General features: G+C 36.4%; 19 protein-coding genes. 10 read left to right on the top strand and 9 right to left on the bottom strand.

From position 1 onward, the window contains the following. Nucleotides 1-133 precede the first annotated feature (133 nt). The 4 genes from VKY50_RS07780 to VKY50_RS07765 are packed head-to-tail and all read left to right on the top strand — an operon-like array spanning nt 134 to nt 4,305. A complete protein-coding gene (locus tag VKY50_RS07780) occupies nt 134-2,041 on the top strand; it encodes a BatA domain-containing protein (protein WP_324300561.1) in 1,908 nt (635 codons plus the stop codon). Further along, entirely contained in the window at nt 2,038-3,297 is a 1,260-nt protein-coding gene (locus VKY50_RS07775; protein ID WP_324300559.1) for a dihydroorotase, read from the top strand. Before VKY50_RS07780 ends, VKY50_RS07775 begins: the two co-directional genes overlap by 4 nt. A 9-nt stretch (nt 3,298-3,306) precedes the next feature. Further along, nucleotides 3,307-3,636, top strand: a complete 330-nt coding sequence (locus tag VKY50_RS07770; protein WP_324300557.1) for a hypothetical protein — start codon at nt 3,307-3,309, stop codon at nt 3,634-3,636. A gap of 9 nt (nt 3,637-3,645) precedes the next feature. Beyond that, on the top strand, nt 3,646-4,305 hold the full coding sequence (locus VKY50_RS07765) for an alpha/beta hydrolase (RefSeq protein WP_324300555.1): 660 nt from the start codon (nt 3,646-3,648) through the stop codon (nt 4,303-4,305). Nucleotides 4,306-4,442: 137 nt separating this feature from the next. On the opposite strand, the gene VKY50_RS07760 is transcribed toward VKY50_RS07765, so the two are convergent. From VKY50_RS07760 to VKY50_RS07750, 3 genes are all read right to left on the bottom strand, one after another. Next, the gene (locus VKY50_RS07760) at nt 4,443-5,393 is read right to left on the bottom strand and encodes a TerC family protein (protein WP_324300553.1); all 951 of its coding nucleotides are present in this window, start codon (nt 5,391-5,393) and stop codon (nt 4,443-4,445) included. A 5-nt stretch (nt 5,394-5,398) separates the two neighbouring features. Beyond that, nucleotides 5,399-5,893 (bottom strand): hydrolase, encoded by a 495-nt coding sequence (locus VKY50_RS07755; RefSeq protein WP_324300551.1) that lies wholly within the window; start codon nt 5,891-5,893, stop codon nt 5,399-5,401. A gap of 62 nt (nt 5,894-5,955) precedes the next feature. Next, nucleotides 5,956-6,720 (bottom strand): MBL fold metallo-hydrolase, encoded by a 765-nt coding sequence (locus VKY50_RS07750; RefSeq protein WP_324300549.1) that lies wholly within the window; start codon nt 6,718-6,720, stop codon nt 5,956-5,958. A gap of 180 nt (nt 6,721-6,900) precedes the next feature. Between VKY50_RS07750 and VKY50_RS07745 the strand changes: the two genes are divergently transcribed. Continuing rightward, complete coding sequence (locus VKY50_RS07745) at nt 6,901-8,370, top strand: TonB-dependent receptor (protein WP_324300547.1); 1,470 nt, start codon at nt 6,901-6,903, stop codon at nt 8,368-8,370. Nucleotides 8,371-8,478: 108 nt separating this feature from the next. Here the strand turns inward: VKY50_RS07745 and bcp are convergent, their stop codons facing one another. Further along, complete coding sequence (gene bcp, locus VKY50_RS07740) at nt 8,479-8,940, bottom strand: thioredoxin-dependent thiol peroxidase (protein ID WP_324300545.1); 462 nt, start codon at nt 8,938-8,940, stop codon at nt 8,479-8,481. A 56-nt stretch (nt 8,941-8,996) separates the two neighbouring features. Here bcp and VKY50_RS07735 point away from each other — a divergent pair, with 56 nt between their 5' ends. After that, a complete protein-coding gene (locus tag VKY50_RS07735) occupies nt 8,997-9,662 on the top strand; it encodes an endonuclease III domain-containing protein (RefSeq protein ID WP_324300543.1) in 666 nt (221 codons plus the stop codon). Nucleotides 9,663-9,886: 224 nt separating this feature from the next. Here the strand turns inward: VKY50_RS07735 and VKY50_RS07730 are convergent, their stop codons facing one another. Beyond that, complete coding sequence (locus VKY50_RS07730) at nt 9,887-10,468, bottom strand: RNA polymerase sigma factor (RefSeq protein ID WP_324300541.1); 582 nt, start codon at nt 10,466-10,468, stop codon at nt 9,887-9,889. A 240-nt stretch (nt 10,469-10,708) separates the two neighbouring features. Between VKY50_RS07730 and uvrA the strand changes: the two genes are divergently transcribed. Together uvrA and VKY50_RS07720 are read left to right on the top strand one after the other, a co-directional pair. Next, entirely contained in the window at nt 10,709-13,495 is a 2,787-nt protein-coding gene (gene uvrA / locus VKY50_RS07725; RefSeq protein ID WP_324300539.1) for an excinuclease ABC subunit UvrA, read from the top strand. Nucleotides 13,496-13,861: 366 nt separating this feature from the next. Then, complete coding sequence (locus VKY50_RS07720; RefSeq protein WP_324300537.1) at nt 13,862-15,004, top strand: hypothetical protein; 1,143 nt, start codon at nt 13,862-13,864, stop codon at nt 15,002-15,004. Nucleotides 15,005-15,068: 64 nt separating this feature from the next. On the opposite strand, the gene VKY50_RS07715 is transcribed toward VKY50_RS07720, so the two are convergent. From VKY50_RS07715 to VKY50_RS07700, 4 genes are read right to left on the bottom strand one after another with little or no spacing between them, the layout of a single operon-like run. After that, a complete protein-coding gene (locus VKY50_RS07715) occupies nt 15,069-16,535 on the bottom strand; it encodes a lipopolysaccharide biosynthesis protein (protein ID WP_324300535.1) in 1,467 nt (488 codons plus the stop codon). Beyond that, the gene (locus VKY50_RS07710) at nt 16,535-17,812 is read right to left on the bottom strand and encodes a glycosyltransferase (RefSeq protein ID WP_324300533.1); all 1,278 of its coding nucleotides are present in this window, start codon (nt 17,810-17,812) and stop codon (nt 16,535-16,537) included. The genes VKY50_RS07715 and VKY50_RS07710 overlap by 1 nt, the downstream gene beginning before the upstream one ends. 35 nt (nt 17,813-17,847) lie before the next feature. Further along, on the bottom strand, nt 17,848-20,301 hold the full coding sequence (locus tag VKY50_RS07705; RefSeq protein WP_324300531.1) for a YfhO family protein: 2,454 nt from the start codon (nt 20,299-20,301) through the stop codon (nt 17,848-17,850). A gap of 17 nt (nt 20,302-20,318) precedes the next feature. After that, a complete protein-coding gene (locus VKY50_RS07700; protein ID WP_324300529.1) occupies nt 20,319-20,588 on the bottom strand; it encodes a DUF4834 family protein in 270 nt (89 codons plus the stop codon). Nucleotides 20,589-20,795: 207 nt separating this feature from the next. Between VKY50_RS07700 and VKY50_RS07695 the strand changes: the two genes are divergently transcribed. After that, complete coding sequence (locus VKY50_RS07695) at nt 20,796-21,770, top strand: transporter (RefSeq protein ID WP_324300527.1); 975 nt, start codon at nt 20,796-20,798, stop codon at nt 21,768-21,770. Between the two features lie 7 nt (nt 21,771-21,777). Continuing rightward, a complete protein-coding gene (locus VKY50_RS07690) occupies nt 21,778-22,896 on the top strand; it encodes a GTP cyclohydrolase (RefSeq protein WP_324300526.1) in 1,119 nt (372 codons plus the stop codon). Nucleotides 22,897-22,939: the final 43 nt, after the last annotated feature.

Below are 22,939 nucleotides of genomic sequence, written 5' to 3'. Positions count from 1 at the left end.
CCCGACCAATCAAATCTCCTTAGGACATTACATATAGTATTCAAATTATTTCTAATGAAACAAACATTGTGGTTTACTTAGTTGGGTGATGTAACTTAAATTGTATATTTGATTTGACAAATAAAAACTAGGAATGCAATTTAAACATCCAGAAATTCTTTGGGCACTCTTTCTTGTACTCATTCCCATTGTTATTCATCTTTTTAAGTTGCGAAAGTACCAAAAGGAAGCCTTTACCAATGTACAAGTTCTATGGGAGGTCCGTCGTCAGACCAACAAACAGTCTCAAATTAAAAAATGGCTTATTCTTTTAATGCGAATTCTCAGTACTCTCTGCCTTGTAATTGCTTTTGCGGAACCATATTTGTCAAAACTAGACCTCAAAAATCACAAGGTTGAAACAGTTATTTATATTGACAACTCTTTTAGTATGCAGCTTCAGGGTACTAAAGGAACCTTACTACAAGAAGCTATAAATGAGGTTCTAGAGCAATTTCCAAAAACGCAAACCTTCAGCCTGTTAACCAATACAGACACATTCAAAAACACTACCATTGAGAAGATCAAGAATAATTTAATCAAAACGTCCTACAGTAATGAGCAGTTGTCACTTGAGGCCATATTTCGTAGTTCAAACCGCCTTTTTACCCAAGAGGTGAAAGTGAAGAACTTACTCATTTTCTCCGATTTTCAACAGCGGCAATTGCCAGAAAATCCTCCCTTAGAAATCAATACTTACTTTATACCCCTTCAAGGAATATCCACCGTAAATACAGTGATCGACAGCGCATATATTTCCCTAAAAACTCCTGAGCATCACCAAATTACTGTCTTATTGTCAAACAATGATGATAGCACTGCTACCCCTGTGACTTTGTATCATAACAATGAAATGTATGCCAAGACCTCTGCTGAATTTAAAAACAATCGTGCTACGGTAACATTCAATGTTGATAAGGAGTTTACAAACGGTCATATTTCAGTAAATGACAAAGGGATGAGTTATGACAACAATCTCTATTTTTCCATAAATGCCTCAGTAAAGATAAATGTTCTTAGTATCAATGGGTCCGATGATCAATTCCTACAACGAATCTATACTCCAGATGCTTTCAATTATAAAAGCATGCCGTATAACAATCTTAATTACAATGGGTTATCACAGCAAAATTTAATTATTCTAAACCAACTTCCTTCCTTGCCAAATTCATTAATAGCCGCTTTAGAACAAGCGTGCAGGGATGGCGTAAAAATTTGTGTAATTCCCGATAAGAACGATTATATAATTTCCTCTCAACCTCTTTTTCCATTTCTAGCAGATCTTAAATTCACCAAAGCTAATAGTAACCAAAGGCACATCACAACTATTAAGTACCAACATCCCTTATTTGAAAATGTTTTTGAATCTCAGGTGGCGAACTTCGAGTATCCTAAAGTATCAAATAGCTTTGAAATTGATGGGAATTATCAAAGCGTACTAAGCTATCAGGACGGCAACGACTTTTTAGTGGAGGTTAATGGAAATTATGCTTTTACGGCACCTTTAAGCACCCTTTCAGGTAATTTTCAAAATTCACCTTTGATTGTTCCGGTGTTTTTTAATATGGCCCAGCAAAGTCTCCCTATTGCCACATTATATTATCAATTAGGGGAACCTCACACTATAGCCATAAACACACAGCTTGATCAAGATCAGGTGCTCACCTTAGAGAACACGCACGAGTCTTTTATTCCTCTACAGGTCAATAATCAAAACTATATTTCCATTACAACGGGAGAATACCCATCAAAGGAAGGGACTTATCAGGTAAAGAAACAGCAGGAAAAAGTACTTTCCTTAAGTTTTAATTATCAACGCAATGAAAGTCAGCAAGAATATTTATCCAAGGCCGATTTTCACCCAGATGCAATTAAAAGTGCATCCCAAATTTTTAAGCAATTAAAAAGTGAAAACAATATCAATGAGCTTTGGAAATGGTTTGCTATTTTTGCACTATTCTTTTTATGTTTAGAACTTCTTATCCAAAAATATTTCAAATGAATATCCTTATAAAGTCTGCTAAGATAATCGCCCCTAACCAAAGTTATAATCAACAGATCAAAGACATTCTGATTATAGATGGTAGGATATCTAAAATTGAAGACCAAATCCAACCAACGATTGAGGTTAGAGAAATTTCATTAGAGAATCTTCATGTTTCTCCAGGTTGGTTTGATTCTAGTGTCAGTTTTGGAGAACCTGGATTTGAAGATAGAGAAACAATTGAAAACGGGCTTCGTACAGCCGCCTTGAGCGGATATACTGCCGTTGCAGTTAACCCCAACACTCACCCTGTAGCAGATACTAATGCCGATATCGGATTTATAAAATCTAAAAGCCAAGCAATGGCTACAAGTCTATATCCTATAGCTGCATTAACTGCTTCAAGTAAAGGCGTTGATCTGGCAGAACTTTTCGATATGAATAAAGCCGGGGCTATAGCATTTGGAGACTATCAAAGACCTATAGAAAACCCCAATTTACTTAAAATTGCACTTCAATACACACAAAATTTTAATGGTCTGGTCCTTTCATTTCCTATGGAAAACAAAATTATTGGAAAAGGAGTTGTAAATGAAGGTGTTACCAGCACTAAGCTTGGCCTAAAAGGGATTCCAGCGCTTGCAGAACAGCTTCAAATTGCCCGAGATCTATTTATTTTGGAATATACTGGAGGTAAACTTCACATTCCTACGATTTCAACCAAAATAAGTGTTGAGTTAATTAAACAAGCAAAAGAAAAAGGTCTTGATGTAAGCTGTAGTGTCGCACTTGCCAACCTAGTGCTCAATGAAAGTGCGTTAGAAGATTTTGACACCAATTACAAATTGCTCCCTCCCCTACGCCAGGAGGCAGACCGCAGAGCACTTGTGGAAGGAATAAAAGACGGAATTATTGATTTTGTTACCACAGACCACAACCCTATTGATGTTGAAAACAAAAATATTGAATTTGACCACGCTCTTTACGGAACTATTGGTCTGGAGGCGAGCTTTGGACTCCTACTACAGGAGTTTCCATTAGAGACAGTAATAAAAGTACTCACCTCGGGCAAAGAAAGATTCGCTATACCTGAGGATGAAATAGCAGTGGGAAGCAAGGCAAATATATCGCTATTTAATCCTGATGCGAGTTATAAGTTTAGTGAGACTGACATCCTTTCCTTATCTAAAAACTGTGCCTTTACAGGCAAGCAGTTAAAGGGAAAAACATATGGAATTATCGCCAACAATAGCTTAGCGCTCAAATCATCTTAAAGTAAACACATGGAAGTTAAAACAGAGAAGCAGGGCAAAACCAACGCCATTATTGGTTATATCACCATGATCGGTACAATAGTTGCAATTATTTTAAATATGGATAAGCAGAATGCTTTTGCTCGTTTTCATATCAGACAAGCCTTTGGGATTAACATCACTTATCTATTATTGGGTACCATCGCAGGATATTTTAATTCTTGGGGGGTTTCCACTGCATTTTACATCTTTATTTCAGTACTCTGGTTTTATGGATTTATAACCATGTTACAAGAGAAATGTAGTCCTGTGCCGATTATAGGCCCTTATTTTCAAAAATGGTTCGTATTTATTAAATAATTTTCAATCGTGCAGACTAAAGATTTATCATTATATCACCTTGTTAGACCAGGAAAGAAAACCATTGGCCAAACGCCAGTTTTATTCATGCTCCACGGTTATGGTAGCAATGAGGATGATTTATTTTCATTCGCAGGTGAACTACCATCAGAACTCTGTATAATATCCATTCGTGCTCCACATCAGCTGATGAGATCCTCTTTTGCGTGGTATGCCATTAATTTTGATGCAGATGCCAATAAATGGACTGATAAAGAGCAAGCTAAAGCCTCCTTAAACAGTATCGTTCGTTTTATTGATCAGGCTATCGAGGCCTATGAACTAGACCCTAAAAATGTCACTCTATTAGGCTTTAGTCAAGGAGCTATTCTAAGCTATGCCTTGGCGCTATCCTATCCGAAAAAAGTAAAAAACGTAATTGCGCTAAGTGGCTATATCGAAGAAGACATTATAGTTCCGGGGTATACGGCCAATTCTTTCTCTAATTTATCTTTCTATTGTTCTCATGGGTCGGTCGATCAGGTGATTCCAGTACAATGGGCAAGAAAAACCCCATCCTTTTTAAAAGCGTTAGACATCGAGTGTGTGTTTGAAGAGTTTCCTGTAGGACACGGAGTTGCTCCTCAAAATTTCATCTCTCTGCATCGATGGCTGGTTCAACGAATCTAAAAGATCGCTACTTGTTAATCGCGCAGTTTGGGATTAAAATAAATAACATTAGACAAATGATGTGCCTTAAAAATAAATCGTCCTTGACTTTCTTAGCCATGGGCGATTTAATTTTATAATTGGATGGTTCCTACTTATTATTCTATATTGTCCTTCTTTTCGCTTCTTAAAGAAAATAGTACTCCAAGCGCTAACGACAAACCAATAAAAGACAAGGAGAACCACTCTGGAATTTCAATATGATGGGCTAGAATCATCTTAACACCAACATAGGTTAAAATAGCTACCAAACTGTATTTTAAATAACCAAATCGCTCTATCATATTAGCTAAAAAGAAATACATCGAACGAAGCCCTAAAATTGCCATGATATTCGAGCTAAATACTAAGAAAGGATCCGATGTAATAGCTAATATCGCAGGGATACTATCAAGAGCGAATAAAATATCAGTGAATTCAATTAATATCAATGCTAAAAACAAAGGCGTTGCAATTAGTAGACCACGTTTTCTTATAAAAAATTGTTGACTATTTATAACCGTTGTAATGGGCATCAACTTACGAACTGACTTATAGACAAATGATTGTTTTGGGTCATAATGGTGATCTTCTTTCTCGAATAACATTCTAAGGGCCGTAAAAATTAAGAAGGCTCCAAAAACATAAATTATCCAGTCAAACTTCTTTATAAGGAAAACCCCAAATAAAATCATCAGTGCTCTAAAGACTATCGCCCCAATAATTCCCCAAAATAACACGCGGTGCTGGAATTTTTTCGGGATTTTAAAAGAAGTAAATATCACTGCTATGACAAATATATTATCAATGCTTAAAGAGAGTTCAATCAAATACCCTGTAATATACTTCAACATTGCTGTGGTAGGTGTCAGGTTATCTACGTTGTCTACCCATCCATTTTTGAATATAAAATAGACTCCAATTGAAAATAATAAGGCAACGCTCACCCAAATACCTGTCCACATGGAAGCTTCTTTATTGGAAATCTCATGTGGGTTTTTATTAAAAATTCCTAAATCCAGTGCAAGGAAAATAACAATAAGCGTGATAAATAAAGTCCAAACAATCATAATAATTAATTTCTCGTGTACAATAGATGATCAAGAACCGTAAAATCAATCCCTAAATCATCCTTCAATTTATATTCAATTAATAATTCGCCCCAATGTTTACCATCGGAAAAGTCTACCACTATCCATTTGTGGTTTAAGACTTTAATTTTATTAAGTTTCATGGGAGATCCAGACATTCCATCATAAGGGACTAAAGGATTATTACCTTGTTTCTCGTTGGTCTCCAATAATTTATCCGCTATATAACGAGAAGGGTTCTTGAGCTCTAAATGATCGTAATAGGAAAGCGCGTCGTCGTTGTTATCTAAAGAAAAATATTGAAGATTTAACTTTTCTAATGTGAGACTATGAATTGAATCTTCCAATTGTGTCACTTCGGATTCAAGACGTTCCATTTTAGCAGATTCTTTCTCAAAATAATTCTTTGCACTTACATACTGATATAAAATGAACAGCAGGGAAAACATAAATAAATACAAAAAAATACTTCGTCTCATAGTTTTTTTTTACTTTATATATTTTATCATATCGGTATGCTTTTTATCCAAATTAGCATACACTACAATTCAATTTTTAAATTATCATAAGCCAAAAATACACCCTGAGGCAATTCTTCTTGTACCTTAGCATGAAATCCCATCGACGGGCTTATATGCGTTAAATAAGCACGTTTAGGTTTGACCTTATTTATAAAATCCAACGCCTCAACAACGTTAAAATGCGAGTGGTGCTTTTGCTTTCTCAGGGCATTGACCACCAATACATCGACTCCTTTTAGCTTTTCAATCTCCTGATCTTCAATGGTCTTTACATCTGTCAGGTAGGCAAAATTATGGAATCGAAACCCAAAGACTTGCAACCGATTGTGAAAAGCATTAATCGGAACAACCTCTATATTACCCAAGGTAAAAGGAACATTGTTCTCTATCTTATTTACCCGAACTGCTGGTGCACCAGGATATCGATCTTTTGTTGCAAAGATATAATCAAATTTTGTTTTTAAAGATTTTATTACACGTTTATGAGCGTAAATCGGAATATCCCCTTGCCTGAAAAAAAAAGGCCGTATATCATCCATTCCCATAATGTGATCTGCATGTTCATGAGTAAAGAGAATACCATCAATACGCTTAACGTCATTGGCAAGCATCTGTTGTCTAAAGTCAGGACCACAATCTATAACATAACAGAACTGCTCCCACTGTATCATAACGGAAACGCGAAGCCTCTTATCTTTTATATCTGTACTGTTGGATACGGGATCGTCACTCCCAATGATGGGGATGCCTTGAGAGGTTCCTGTCCCTAAAAATGTAATCTTCATGGGGTGTTCATTAAATAACTTTTAAAAGGTTTATAATCCAAATTAAATGGAAAATCTTTTGACAGAGAATTCTTATCCATAAATTTGGCATAAAACTTTAAAAATATTTCCCAAATTTATCATTTATATTCCAATTGCTCCTTGAATCTTTTTAACTTTGTCTCAAATTTTTTAGCTTAAATGACAGTAGTTTTAAAAGGCGACAAGGAATTTGAAAATATTCCTTCACTAAAAGCCAAAGCTTTACGGATTAATCTAAACAAGGATATTTATGGCACATTTGCCGAAATAGGTGCAGGACAGGAAACCGTAAGACATTTCTTCAGAGCCGGGGGTGCCTCGGGGACTATTGCCAAGGCAATGAGTGCTTATGATAAGAATTTTAGTGATGCCATATATGGCACAGAGGATGACGGGCGATATGTCACCGAGACAAGACTAAAAAAAATGCTATCGCATGAGATGAACCTGATGGAGGAACGCATTCCTAAGGATGACAACCCAAACAAGGTCTTCTTTGCATATGCCAATACAGTGGCTACCATCGATTTTGCAAAAAAGTTTAAAGGTCATGGATGGTTAGGAATAAGGTTTCAATTAGAAGCCAACGAGGCGTACAATGAGATTCAACTCCATATTCGTTTTAAACAGAACGAAACGCGTTTGCAACAAGAAACCTTAGGTATTGTCGGTGTCAATTTAATTTACGGTGCGTTCTACAAATACCACAAACCTAAAAAATTGCTCAAATACCTCTATGATCATATTGATAGAGACACCATAGAGATAGACACTATCAACTTCTCTGGACCTCGGTTCAAAGATGTCGATAATCGATTAATGAGCTTGCAATTAGTGAAAAACGGAATGACGGACGCCGTTATGTTTGGCCCTGATGGCAATAACATCCTTCCGGCTTCAATGCTATATAAAAAGAACATACTCGCCCTTAGAGGTAGCTTCAGACCAGTGACCTTGGTGAATATGGATATGTACAAAAAGTCTTATGAGATTTTTATTCGGGAGCAAAAAGTTGAAGAGGATAGAACTGTAGTGGTTTTTGAGATTACACTTTCTAACCTGCGCGCAGAAGGAGAAATTGATGAAGAAGACTTCATGGATAGGGCGCGATTACTATGTTCCCTAGGTCAAACGGTTATGATATCTAATTTCCAGGAGTATTATAAACTAGTAGAGTATTTCTCCGAGTACACCAAAGAACGTATGGCACTTACGATGGGGGTAAATAATTTGGTTGATATTTTTGATGAGAAGTACTACCGACACCTAAGTGGTGGTATATTAGAGGCTTTTGGAAAACTATTCTACAAAGATCTTAAAGTATACTGTTATCCTATGATCGATCCTGACACGGGTCTTACCAATACCAGTAATACTCTCAAGGTACATCCTAGGATGAAAGGCCTTTATAAGTTCTTCAAATACAATGGAAAAGTGGTCGATATATTTGATTACGATGAAGACGTGCTCCATATTTTCTCTCGAGATGTATTGCAAAAAATTGCCACTGGAGAAGAGGGCTGGGAGGAACTTCTTCCAAAGGGAATTGCTGAACTAATAAAAGAGCAAGGCTTATTTGATTATAAACCTCAGAATGCTTTGAATTCTAAAAGTGGTAACGACCTCTAATTAGCTCATTTAAATTGCCTGCCCTTATATAAAGAGATATTGTAAAGAATCGCTCCATTAATTCTGCATAAGAAAGAACTACTGGAGCGATTAATTGATTCTATGTAACTACGCTACTAATTCTAATATTTGCGCTGCATGATCTTTGGTCTTTACTTTTTGGATCACATGGGAAACAACCCCTTGCTCATCCACTATAAAGGTCATTCTATGAATTCCGTCATAGCTTTTTCCCATAAATTTCTTGGGACCCCATACCCCAAAGGCATTGATCAACGTTTTGTCTTGATCTGCAATTAGTGGAAAAGGAAATTCGTATTTATTTCTAAAATTCGTCTGTCTTTTTTGTGAATCTGCACTTACACCTAGGATGCTGAAGCCTTTTTGTTGAAGTTCTTTATAGTGATCTCTTAGGTTACAAGCCTCCGCGGTACACCCAGGAGTACTCGCTTTGGGATAAAAGAAAACAATGAATTTTTTACCCTTAAAATCATCTTTTGATACTGTATTTCCATCTTGATCTAAAACCTTAAAATCTGGTACAGTACTTCCTACTTCCAATGTTTCCATAAATGCTTATTTTTGTTAAATTATATGCTAATACGTTTGCTCAAAATTACTAAATAATGACCAAGAAAGAAAAGGTTGACTATATCATTAATACCTTAGAGGAATATTATCCAACAGTTCCAATACCACTCGATCATACCGATCCCTATACCCTACTCATTGCCGTTCTATTATCGGCTCAAAGTACTGATAAACGCGTCAATCAAATTACGCCAATACTATTCGATAGAGCTATGAATCCCTATCAAATGGTTAAACTATCGGTTGAAGAGATTCGAGAGATCATACGACCCGTAGGACTGTCCCCTATGAAGTCTAAAGGAATCTACGAGCTATCTCGTATTTTAATTGACAAGTATAACGGAGAGGTTCCTGCGGATTTTCAAGCACTAGAATCCCTTCCTGCGGTGGGGCATAAGACCGCAAGTGTGGTAATGTCTCAGGCGTTCGGTATTCCAGCCTTCCCTGTGGATACCCATATCCATAGATTAATGTACCGATGGGGATTATCCAATGGTAAGAATGTAATTCAGACTGAAAAGGACGCCAAAAGATTGTTTCCAAAAGAATTATGGAATAAGCTGCACTTACAAATAATCTACTATGCGAGAGAATATTCACCCGCTAGGGGTTGGGATTTAGAGAAAGATGTTATTACCCGAACTGTGGGTAGAAAATCACTTTTAAAAGCTTATCTAACAAAAAAGACCCATAAGATTTAATTCCAATGGGTCTTTTTAGAAAAGTTTAATTAACAAGCGTATCAAACTCCAACTTTTTGTATTTAATAACACTTAAAGCCTTAGAATAACTAAGTAAGAATTCAATAGTAGATTTCTTGGGTTTTAACGATTCTGCATGTAATTTTTCATTCGTGTAAATTTTTTCCATATTCTATTGTTTGTTTGATTTGAATCAATAACGCAAACAATAATAGAATATTGTATTAATTTGTTAAAATGATTTGGTTTTTTTCTACCATTTTTCGCAAATTAATAATCGCATAACGCATTCTTCCCAATGCTGTGTTAATACTAACGTCGGTCTGCTTGGCTATTTCTTTAAAGCTCATATCCTTATACATCCTCATAATTAACACCTCTCTCTGGTCCTCAGGAAGTCCGTTAATTAAATTTTTCACATCAGCTTCTACTTGATCCTTAATGATTTGTTTTTCAACATTTAATGCCTGATCTCCTAAAACAGAAAATATATTAAAATCATCGCTTCCTTCAAATTTAGGCATCCTTGCATTTTTACGGAAGTGGTCAATGACCAGGTTGTGAGCAATGCGCATTACCCAAGGTAAAAACTTTCCTTCCTCGTTGTAGTTACCTCGTTTAAGGGTGTTAATGACTTTAATAAATGTATCTTGAAAAATATCTTCGGTAACATCTTTATCGTATACTTTTGAAAAGATAAAACTGTAGATACGATGGGAATGCCGGTTAATTAATAATTCTAAAGCTTTTTCGTCGCCTTTTATATAGTCGGCAACTAATACCGAATCTTGAAGTGTTTGTTCCATACAATTACTTTTACAATCATGTAACTATCATTCCATTTCATGGGAACGATCGTTGGTTCATTAGATTAATTATTCAAGTAATTGTATACTATAGGCTTTTGATTTAATTATTCATGTCAAATATACTATAATTATTGAAGAATATGCAAGATTTAAATTCAAAAATTAACTTACATTTAATAATTGCCACGCGCAATCTAGCTCAAATTAGATTGTTATCTTTGTAATTTATGTTTTCTTATGATAGATATTTCTAAAGTTAATCCCAAGGATAGCATCATTATAAAAGGAGCAAAACTCCACAATTTGAAGGATATCAATGTCGTCATTCCAAGAAATAAGCTCGTAGTGATAACGGGCTTATCTGGTAGTGGCAAGTCTTCATTAGCCTTTGATACCTTATATGCAGAAGGTCAAAGGCGTTACGTAGAGAGTCTTTCTTCCTACGCTCGACAGTTTCTAGGTAGGCTCGACAAACCAAAGGTAGACTACATCAAAGGAATTGCACCAGCTATTGCAATTGAACAAAAGGTGAACTCCACCAATCCCAGATCAACTGTTGGAACTAGTACTGAGATATATGATTACTTAAAGTTGTTGTATGCTCGAATAGGTAAAACCTACTCTCCTATCTCCGGAAAAGAAGTAAAAAAACATCAAGTATCTGATGTCTTGGATTATGTAAAAACATTTGAGATAGGGAGTAAACTACTCTTACTTGCACCAGTACACATTCCCAAAGAAAGAAGTGTTTTGAAAACCTTAGAAATTCTATCTTTACAAGGATATGCGAGAATAAAGTATCAAGGGAAAGTACATCGCATCAGTGATATAGACAAGGAAATCGATCACAACTTCTCCTTAGTAGTGGATCGTATTATTGTTAAAGATGATGAAGACTTTTATAACCGTCTGGCAGATGCGGTAGATACGGCTTTTTTTGAAGGAAAAGGAATCTGTACTATTGAAGATCTCAGGACCTCTGAGCAAGTAGTATTCAGTACTAAGTTTGAAATGGACGGTATTGAATTCTTAGAACCCAATACGCATTTGTTTAGCTTTAACAACCCTTATGGTGCTTGTCCTAGTTGTGAAGGGTACGGCGATATGATCGGATTAGATGAAGATCTCATTGTACCTAATACTTCCTTATCAATATTTGAAAATGCCATATTTCCATGGAGAGGTGAAAGCATGAGTTGGTATAGGGATCAATTGGTTAACAACGCCTATAAATTTGACTTCCCGATACATAAACCTTGGTTTGAACTTTCCGAGGAACAAAAATCATTGGTCTGGGAAGGAAATAAATACTTTACTGGACTCACTGCTTTTTTCAAAGAATTGGAAGATAAAAGCTACAAGATTCAAAATCGAGTAATGCTATCTCGCTATAGAGGAAAAACCAGGTGTACGGAGTGTAGAGGACTAAGACTTCGTAAAGAAGCCAATTATGTTCGGGTTGGGGATAAAACCATATCCGACCTTGTAAATATTCCTATCACTAAATTGCAAGAACACTTTAACGCTCTTAAACTTGATGTTCACCAGGAGGAAATTGCCAGTCGTTTGCTTAAAGAAATTAATACAAGATTAGAATTCTTAAACAATGTTGGCCTAAACTACCTGAGTCTAAATCGCAAGTCTAATAGTTTGTCAGGAGGAGAATCACAACGTATAAATCTGGCCACTTCCCTTGGAAGTAGCTTGGTAGGCTCAATGTATATACTGGATGAACCTAGCATCGGATTACATCCAAAAGACACAGAAAACCTTATTGGTGTTTTAAAACAATTAAGAGATCTCGGCAATACAGTAATTGTGGTCGAACATGATGAAGATATCATGAAAGCTGCAGATCAGATCATTGATATAGGACCAGAAGCAGGAACACATGGTGGAGAAGTTGTCGGGACTGGTTCGTATGAGGAGCTTATAAGATTGGATACCCTAACGGCCAACTACCTAAATGGAAAGGATCAAATAGCAATTCCTGAAAAGAGAAGAACCTCAAAGAACTCCATCATTATTAAAGGTGCGCGTGAGCATAATCTAAAAAACATTGACGTGGAATTTCCTCTCAATGCGCTAACAGTAGTTACTGGACTCTCTGGGAGTGGAAAGACAACCTTGGTGAAAAAGATTGTTTATCCAGCCATATTAAAAGCCACTGGAGGCTATGGTGAGAAATCTGGCCAATTCTCAAGTATCAGTGGTGATTTCTCCAACCTTGGCGCTGTTGATTTTGTGGATCAGAATCCAATAGGACGCTCCTCAAGGTCTAATCCGGTAACATACATCAAGGCCTATGACGATATTAGAAACTTGTTTGCTAAACAAAAACTTTCTAAAATCAGAGGCTATCAGCCCAAACATTTCTCTTTTAATATAGATGCAGGACGTTGCGAAACTTGTAAAGGAGAAGGAGAAGTCACCATCGAGATGCAGTTTATGGCAGATGTTCATCTGGAATGTGAGACATGTGCTGGAAAACGATTTAAAAAGGAAGTATTGGAGGTAAAATTCCAGGATAAGAATATTGATGATATTCTCAATATGACCATTGACCAAGCTATTGAATTCTTCTCAAATCACAAGCAAAAAAAGATCATTTCAAAATTACAATCACTACAGGATGTAGGGCTCGGGTACGTTACAATGGGGCAGTCCTCCTCTACCCTCTCTGGAGGTGAGGCACAGCGTATTAAACTCGCTTCCTTCCTCATAAAAGGAAGCACGACCACAAAAACCTTATTTATATTTGATGAACCTACCACAGGACTTCATTTCCACGATATTAAAAAACTTCTTAAATCATTCAATGCTTTATTGGATAACGGACATTCCATTATTGTTATTGAACACAATTTGGATCTTATAAAATGTGCGGATCACATCATTGATTTAGGGCCTAAAGGAGGTGAAAACGGAGGTTATCTCATGGGTAGTGGGACACCCGAACAATTAAGTAACATCAAAGAAAGTTACACAGGGCAGTATTTAAAAGACAAATTAAACTCACCATAATTACCAAAGCGCAATTTGTACATACTTTAACCCAAAGGGTGGTGCTAAAGTTAATTGATCATTTACTTTGGCATACTATTTGTCTTTTATAGTCTAGAAAATTCATGATAATTTTTTTGGTTGGTTAGTTAAGAAAACCCTGATACAGCGTAAAGTTTGTTCAGGGTTTTTTTTGTAAAAATAACTTATCTAACATTTTCCGAATGAGACATAGCATTTTTTTAAAGATTATAAACACTGATTTACAGTATGTTATGGGCTATTTTTTGAATTAAGCTAATTTATGGCACATAGTTTGAGCTTACACTAGCAAGACCGACCAAAAAATATGAAAACCAAAACATTGTTGAATCAAAACCTTTAGTCATGAAACAATTATTTATATTACTGATAGCACTTGTTTTTGGTGGTCAAAATAGTTTTGCCTCCACACAAAGCAGTATAAGAGGATATGGGAATTCCTTTATCTTCGTAGAAAACGGAATCAACTTTTCAGTGTATCCTGATGGGGAGTTCGATTTTTATATTGATACTCCAAGAATTACTGCAGGAGTTCATACAGGAAATGTGAGCATTACTTTTAACTCTGGATATGCCTATGATCCTTATGTACAGTACGATGCATATGGTGCAGTTATACAGATTGAAAACACGCCTATCTATTATGATTTCTATGGACGTGTAACACGAATTGGTAATATCAATATTCTTTATAACGGGAACTATTTAAGGCGAATTGGTGGAATGCACATCTATTTCAATGCCCATGGTATATTTAGCCATTATACTGGCTTTATAAACGGGTACAATAGAGTTTATGTCCACAGACCGTTCCACAGGTATTTTAGAAGACCAAGCCCTGCATTTTGTATGGTAAATTATAGACCTTATAGAAAGTACTATGTTCCAGAACGATATACATACTATAAGCCTTATAGGAACAACCATCGAAGATCGTATGTTAGCGTTGGAAAAACATATCATCATAAAGGCAATAACTCAAGAAGAAGTATTTATGAGAATGATAAAAGAGTAAGTAGAAGAAATGATGCTGCCATTACTAGAAGTATTCGAGCAAGAAGTGAAAATAGTGTCTCGCCTAGGAATACCAGTAGAGTAAGTAGAGGTGCAAATCATGGGAATATTAATCGTTCCTCCGCGAGAGCCTCTCGGGATAACACTTCTAACTCTGTAAGAAGTTCAAGGGCTGTAAAGTATCAACCTTCTAAGTCGGTAAATAGAGCCATTCGTAGTTCCAATGCATCAAATAGAAATGCAGTACAAACTAAAAGTGTACCTAGACAAAAGGTTCAGACTACTACTGTATCGAAAAGAAGTCCAGTGCAGGTAAATAGTCTTAGTACCTCAAGAGCAGCTCGACCAAAGGCTACAATTGAAAGAAGTAGTAGAAACGCCTCGAGTAAAACATATAGAAGTTCAAATTCCTCATCAAACAGATCTGCTCCTACTGCCAGATCAAGTAGAAGTAATTCTAGAGGAGTAAGATAGAAAGGTATAAATTAAATCGTTCGTTAAATAGGAAAAGTCCGTGGGTAATTTTACCTGCGGATTTTTACTTTTTAAGATATTTCCTTTTAAAACCATGGATCATGGCCGTGATATCCTCTGATAGGTTTAATAAATAAATTCCCAAAGCGAACAACAAGCCGATAAGAATAGATTTTAAAAGAATACTAATCAAGGGATGAAAATCAAAGTCCCACCAGAAAAATAGTACAAAGATCACCACCAGCACCATAGTGGTATTAAGGGTTGCCTTTGTAAAAGGGTGGATCCCTAGTTTACGATATACAAAAATAAGTTTTGTCGAGTTGTAAATTATAAAAGACAACAAGGTGGCAAAAGCAGCACCGTTTAATCCCCAAACCGGTATAAAAATAATATTCAAGCATACCGTTAGACCTGCTAATAGCAACCCAAAGAAAAGCACTATTCGATAATAATCCGAATTAAAAATTATGGCATTGTTATTTCCCATAAGATTATCAAAGACCTTGGCAAGCCCTATTAAAAAAACCACCATCACCCCTTGCTCATAATTTGGAGGAAGTAACTCATACAACGCATTCACGTTCAAGGTGACCAACAAAAAAATTCCTCCTGCTACCAAATACAAGTTAATAGAACTTTTTTTATAGAGCACCGCTAGTTCATTCATATTATTTGAATTGATAAATTTACTAGTAATAGGATAGGTGATTTGATGCATCGCTCTGGCAGGAACCGCAATGACCACCGCCATAAATACCGCTACATTGTAATAGGCTATGTTATCAATGCTCATAAATTGGCCGAGCATTACTTTATCGATATCTAGAAGAACAACTGCGATAGAACCAGTAAGTATAATTAGTAAAGAATAATGAAGCACTTCTTTATAATTATTAGGTAAAAACCATGCAATAGTAGGTTTCTTTATCCAAATCGCTGCAATGGCCATAAGGACCAATCGCGATCCATAAACGGCCATTAATAAATATATAAAAGTCTCAACAGGATATAACTCCAAACTTACACCAAGGAGTAAAACCATTATCATAACCCGATGATATACCTCCTTGAGGAGGTTTCCATAGACGGACTTTAAATGCACCTTAGCCCAGGCATAAAATAGCTCAAAATAAGCCATAAAAAAAGCCAGCACAACGATAGTCCACACATAGGGCACAAGAATATGATTCTTTGAAGCGACAATATCTACAATCCAGCCATAGCCAATACAACCAATAATGGCTGCTGGAATCGCAATTAATACAGGTAATAGGAAGACAAGTCCAGTAAAGGCATTTTTCTGGCTCTGATCTTTATAAAAACTAAAATACTTAATGAGCGTATTCTGTGTTCCAAAAGCTAAAATAGGCATCATTATGGTACTGGCTGAAAGTAAGTAACCAACAACCCCGTAATAGGTTGGGGTCAAAAAATTAGTATATAGGAACAACGTATTTATGGCACCTATTACAAATCCAAAATAGGTAACTAGGGTATTTTTTATAGTTTGGCTTGCAACAATCCCCATCAGCTTATAAATTCAAGTAATGCTTTGGTTAATTCCTTTCTGTGAAAGGCCTCTATTCCTTTAGAACACACCTGTAAATTATTATTCTTGTAGTCCATGTAAGCCTCCAGGATATAGTCTTTGAGTTGTTTCCGTTGTTCATAGTTAAAAAAACGTCCTGTTTGAGTTTGTTTAATTAATTTGGCTACATCCCAACCACGTGGCCCTAACGCCAAAATAGGCCTTTTAGCTGCCATGTATTCAAAAAACTTCCCAGGTATAATTCCCCTGGTCTTATCTGCATCAATTTCTATAAGTAAAAGCAGCTGAGAACTTCGCTGAAGAGCTATGGCCTGCTGGTGATCCAAATATCCCTTCAAATGCACTGCTTTTTCCAGACCAGATGCCTTGATACTTTCAATTACTTGATCACTCACAGTGCCGGCCAATATCAATTCTAAATCATTTGAAAATTCAGGATGCTCGTTACAAATCTGAGCGAGGGTTTCCCATAATACTTTTGGGTTTCTACCACTTAAAAGCGATCCGATATGCGAAATACTGAATTTCTCCGTTAAGGCTATCGGCTGCGATGGGTAATCTAGATATCCATTGGTAATCACCTTGATTGGCTTTGAGGTTTTTTGCTCAAATTCCTTTTTAGTGGTAGGACTTGTGGTAATAATTTTATCAGCCATTTGTAAAACGGTCGCTTCCAAATTCTGATGTTTTTCTTCAGAGACTCTAAGGAGTTTTAATTCTGAATGGTACCCTATTGTGGTCCACGGATCTCTAAAATCTGCGATCCAACGCAACTGTTCATTGCGTTGTTTTAGGTTTAAACCTATCAGATGCAGACTATGTGGAGGACCTGTTGTTACAATAGTCTTTATATGGTGTTTACTTATATAATCCCTTAAAAATTTAACGGAAGGCTTCACCCACAATACACGAGCATCAGGAATAAAAAAATTACCTCTTATCCAAAGCATCGCACGCTCGATCCAAGATTGTTTTTTAGTGGTGATTATCCCTTTACTGATTTGTGCGGTTTTTGAAGACGAAAATATCGAAGCCCATTTATACGGTTCTATGATTGGTTTTTTTAGGATGGTGATCGTACTAGGTACCTCACTTAAAAAGCTCTCATCCTTAAATGGATAGTTAGGGTTTTCAGGAATATAAACGACCACTTGTTTGTTGAATTCCGCCAAGAATTTTATAAAGTTTAACCAACGCTGTACTCCTGGCCCTCCTGCAGGCGGCCAATAATACGTTATAATTAAAACTTTATCCATAACAAAAGTAATAAATAATTTCTCCTAATTAGCGCTTAATCGACCTTTTCGGTTCCCTTTCTCACCTTAAAGTATACACCAGATAACAGTAAAAGAAATAATACAATTGTACTGGAAAGACTTATAGCTGCTCCAGTTTTGACCACCTGGGGATCAAATTCAAATTTAATTTCATGTTCTCCTGAAGGAATTCTTAAAGCTCTTAGCGCGTAATCGACCCTAAAATGTTCTACTTCTTCACCATCAATAGTAACTTTCCACCCGTAAGGGTAATGCATCTCCGAAAATACGGCTAATCCATTATTGTTGTTTGAAGACTCATAAAGCAGTACATTAGGGCTGTAATATTTCAGCGTAATCTGTGCGGTGGAATCGACATTAAAACGAGCTGGTAAAACATCCTCAAATTCAGTTTGATCAAAAACGGCAGTTGTTTTGGTATTGATGCTATCCAAAGCTGCCATCTCCTGGTCTGGACTCTCCACAGCTCTAAGTTCCTGTACAAACCATGCAGGGCCATTGGCATATGGATTGTTGGCTGGATACAATTGACCTTGGTCATCTGGTCTGATGATGTACTTTACATTGAGCATATTTAAAATCCCGACGTTGTTTTTGGCTAGCTGATATTCAACCAAGTCAGAGAGTCTTTTTGGTTTTGCAGCATGGTATCCACCAAGTGATTTATGATAATACGAGGTGGAGGCGCCGTTGAGTCCTTCCTGACTGTTATATACTCTGTAATGCCCTTTATCTTGTAGGATTTGTTCATCAGTGGGCGTTAGTGGGAATGGGCGACTTAAGTATCGTGCGGATACAAAATCTTTTTGATTCACATAGTGTCGATCGACCCCCACTAGATCAATTAGAATTAAGGTTCCTACTGCAATAAGCAACAAATTGGTTTTAAGTTTATTCTTAATAAAGAGCCACAGCACTGCAATAGCGATCCCTATGAGTAAGAAATTTCGAATAAGATCCGAGGTGAGTAGCCCCATCCGGTCCTCCTTAATTTTCCCCATAAGCTGGGATAATCCCATTTGATCAAATTGCTGGCGGTAATATGCGTCATTGACATGAGAATAATCAAAAGTACCTTTGAGTAGAAATATGGCTGAGATGATCCCTAAACAAACAATTCCCCCCCATTTCAAGGCTTTAATCTTCTGATTATAATCAACCTTTTTATTTAAAAATTCTTTCAATCCTAGGGTCGCTAAAATAGGTACGCATAGTTCGATGATAACCTGAATGGAGGTGATAGCTCTGAATTTGTTATATAACGGGAAGTAATCAATCATAAAATTCGTGAGACTACTAAAATTATGACCCCAGGAAAGTAGTAATGACACTATACAACCTGCCACTAACCACCATTTTATTGGTCCTTTAATAAGTACCAGACCGATGACAAATAATAGCAAAATAACCGCACCTAGATAAGCTGGGGCTGCTACTCCTGGCTGATCTCCCCAATACATCATATGGGCCGCTTGATTTTCAACAAAATCTCTTGCCTGCGATGGAGCGACCCCTTGGGCCACTAGAAAATCATACGTCTTTGAATCAGTACTAAGAGCCTCATCGTTTCCTCCCCCAACAAGACGTGGGATAAGTAAATTAAAAGATTCAAAAAGCCCATAACTATATTGGGTGATATATTCTTTATCAAGTCCTGCAGTATCTTCTTTAGGACTTCCATCAGGATTGATCGTAAGTTCACTTGGCCCCCTTGTGCTCCATTGTGCATACTCCTGGGTCGCTAATAGGTTAGGCGCATTTGTACCAATTGCTAACAAAACAGCTACAAGAAGTATTCCGACAGATTTAAAGAATCGTGGCAGCCATTTTTCCCTGTAGGCCATCACCAAGTAAGTCACCCCTATAATAAGTACCAAAAACATTAAATAATAGGTCATCTGGAAGTGATTCGCATTAATCTCCAGTGCCAAAGCAAATGCGGTGAGTAAGAATCCTGTGATATATTTTCGTTGAAAGACTAACAATATTCCTGCCAGTACAAAAGCAAAATAGCCGATTGCATGGGCTTTGGCATTATGTCCTACTCCGAGAATAATGATTAAGTAAGTTGAGAATCCAAAGGCTAAAGATCCTATTAAGGCCAATTTCCAATCGACTTTTAGGACCATTAACAATACATAAAACCCAACAAAATATAAAAACAAATAATCCGCTGGTCTGGGTAAAAAGCGAATAACTTTATCCAGTTTTTTTACATAATCATGAGGGTAATTGGCACCCAACTGATAGGTGGGCATACCACCAAATGCAGAATTGGTCCAATAGGACTCCTCTCCTGTTTTTTCCTTGAAGTCATTACGTTCTTTGGCCATCCCAATATATTGAACAATATCGCTTTGGAATATTTGCTTGCCCTGCAGAACGGGTGAAAAATAAATAAGTGAAGTCAATATAAAAATTAAAAATACTACACTATGTGGTAGTATTTTCCTTAACTGGTTAGTCATTTAACAAATTGATTTAGTTATTCAATTTCCTCAAATTCTATGTATTCTCCAACTTTATTTGAAGAATTTGAGTTTGCTGATTTGGGTTTTTTATCAATTACGGTTTCCCCTTCCTTGTATTGTGAGCCATTTCTTTTATATTGTTGTTGAGCCTTGTATTGCTGTTCAAACTTCTCGCTCATTTTCTTGGAAGCGTACTTCATTAAATAAGGCGCAAACAAACGTGATAAAATTTTAAACACGTAATAAACTAGAATAATAATTAATATTGTTCGTATTAACTGCATAACATTTCGCTTTCAAAATAAATTCAAAAATACAACACATTGGGCGTAATTACAGGTTATAACTGCTAAAAATATAATAAAATCAGCAAAATACACTTACCCAAAGCTTGCAATCCATTATTTGATCTATGGATCAAACATTGAATTTTAAAAATTCCTTTTAAATTGCCGCTAAATTGATAAATTCGTAATTCAAATACAAAACCAATGAAGAAGTCCATCTACTTAGTTGCTATCGCCCTGATCGCTCTCACACATGAATTAAATGCACAGTACACAGAGGTAATTAATTCCAATCGCCCTGGCGCTTCCTATAGTGCTTTTTCTGTTGGAAAAAATGTTTTCCAAATAGAAGGTGGTTTTTATTACGAACGATGGGATCACTCGGGACTCCGAACCAAGTCTAATCGTTACGCTATGGATATCGTATTTCGCTATGGCTTTCTATTTGAACAACTTGAACTTATTTATGATGGACAGTATACCTTTGCAAAGGTTATCGATAACTCTATTGGTAACCCAAGGAAATACAATCAAAACGATTTCACCAAAAACACCCTTGGATTAAAATATTTAATTTACGATCCATTTAAAGATCCGGAACGAAACAAACCAGATCTATATAGCTGGAAGGCGAACAACCACCTGCAGTGGAGAAATCTTATCCCAGCGGTGGCTATTTATGCAGGGGTTAATTTAAATTTCGGTGATAACCCATTTTATCCCGAACAAGAAAGTTTAACGCCAAAGGTGATGTTGGCTACCCAACACCACCTTACCCCTAATTGGGTATTTGTCATGAATTTCTCCTATGATAAATTCACCTCTGATAATCCGTTATACAGCTATGTTTTGACACTTACTCATGCGCTTCGTGACCCTAGATATACTATATTTGTAGAACATCAAGGGTTTAAAAGTGATTACTATTCCGATGGTATATTCAAGATGGGCGCAGCGCGTTTGTTTACCAAGGATTTACAGCTAGATGCCTCTTTTGGAATCAATATAAAAGATACGCCTGCTCGATTTTTTGGAGCCATAGGAGCTTCTTATCGATTTGATTTTCATAGAGACCCTAAACACCAGTATGACAATTTCTCAGAAAAGGACAGAGAGTTTATAAAAGAAGCCAAGAAAAAAAGAAAAAACACCAATCCTTTTGAAGAGATAGAAGATTAATACCTATATGTTAAAGATTATAGAAGTAAAGACGAAAAAGCAAATAAAGGAATTTGTAAAATTTCCATTTAGTTTATACAAATCATCCGAAAATTGGGTGCCACCAATTATTAGCGAGGAGCTTAATAATTTTGACAAATCTAAAAACCCAGCCTTTAAGGATGCTCAAGCATGGTTTTTCCTTGCCTATCTAGATAAAAAAATCGTAGGGAGGATATGTGCTATCATTAACTGGGATGAGGTGAAAAAACAAGGTAATCCTAAATTACGATTTGGGTGGTTTGATTTTATTAATGATCAAAAAGTCTGTAATATCCTATTAGATCAAGTGTTAAATATCGCTCAAGAACACCAATTAAAATACATCGAAGGACCAGCAGGTTTTTCAAACATGGATAAAGCAGGTACGCTTATAGAAGGATTTGATCGAATTGGAAGTATGCCGACCAACTACAATTACTCCTATTATCCAGAACTGATGGAAAAATACGGGTTAAAAAAAGAAGTTGATTGGAAGGAGTACGAAATTATTATGCCAAAGGAAGTACCTGATAAGTTATCCAAATTTGCTGTCCTGCTGCAAAAAAAATATAATTTACGGGTCTTAGACCTACCCAGCACCAAATCCCTTCTACCCTATGCCGAAAAGATATTTGATTTAATGAACAGGTCACATCAGCATTTGGAGTCCTTTACACCAATTAAACCGTATCAAGTAGAGCATTATAAAAACAAATACTTAAAATTCTTAGACCCCGATTTCGTGACCCTTATAGCAGATGAAAATGACCAGTTAGTTGGGTTTTCTGTCATAATGCCTTCATTTTCAAAAGCACTTCAAAAAGCCAACGGAAAACTATTTCCGTTTGGATTTTATCACTTATTAAAAGCTCAAAAATCGGGCGAGAAAGTAACTCTTTTATTAATCGGAATCGCCCCTGAGTACATGCGTAAAGGTTTAACTGCCATTATATTTGACCAGACTTATAAGTCCTTTGTTAAAAAAGGTACCCAGGTTATGGAAACCAACCCTGAGCTGGAAACCAACAGCCAAGTACAAGCATTATGGAAAAACTACAACCCACAACTCATTAAAAAGTGGCGTACCTATCGCCTGTACCTTTAGAGAATTAGAATCCATCGCAATAAAATAACATGCACAAAAAAAG

It is taken from the genome of Galbibacter sp., from assembly GCF_035306585.1.
In the GTDB taxonomy this organism is placed as follows: domain Bacteria; phylum Bacteroidota; class Bacteroidia; order Flavobacteriales; family Flavobacteriaceae; genus Galbibacter.
Note: the sequence above shows the minus strand (reverse complement) of the source record. Positions and strands in the feature narration are given on the sequence as shown.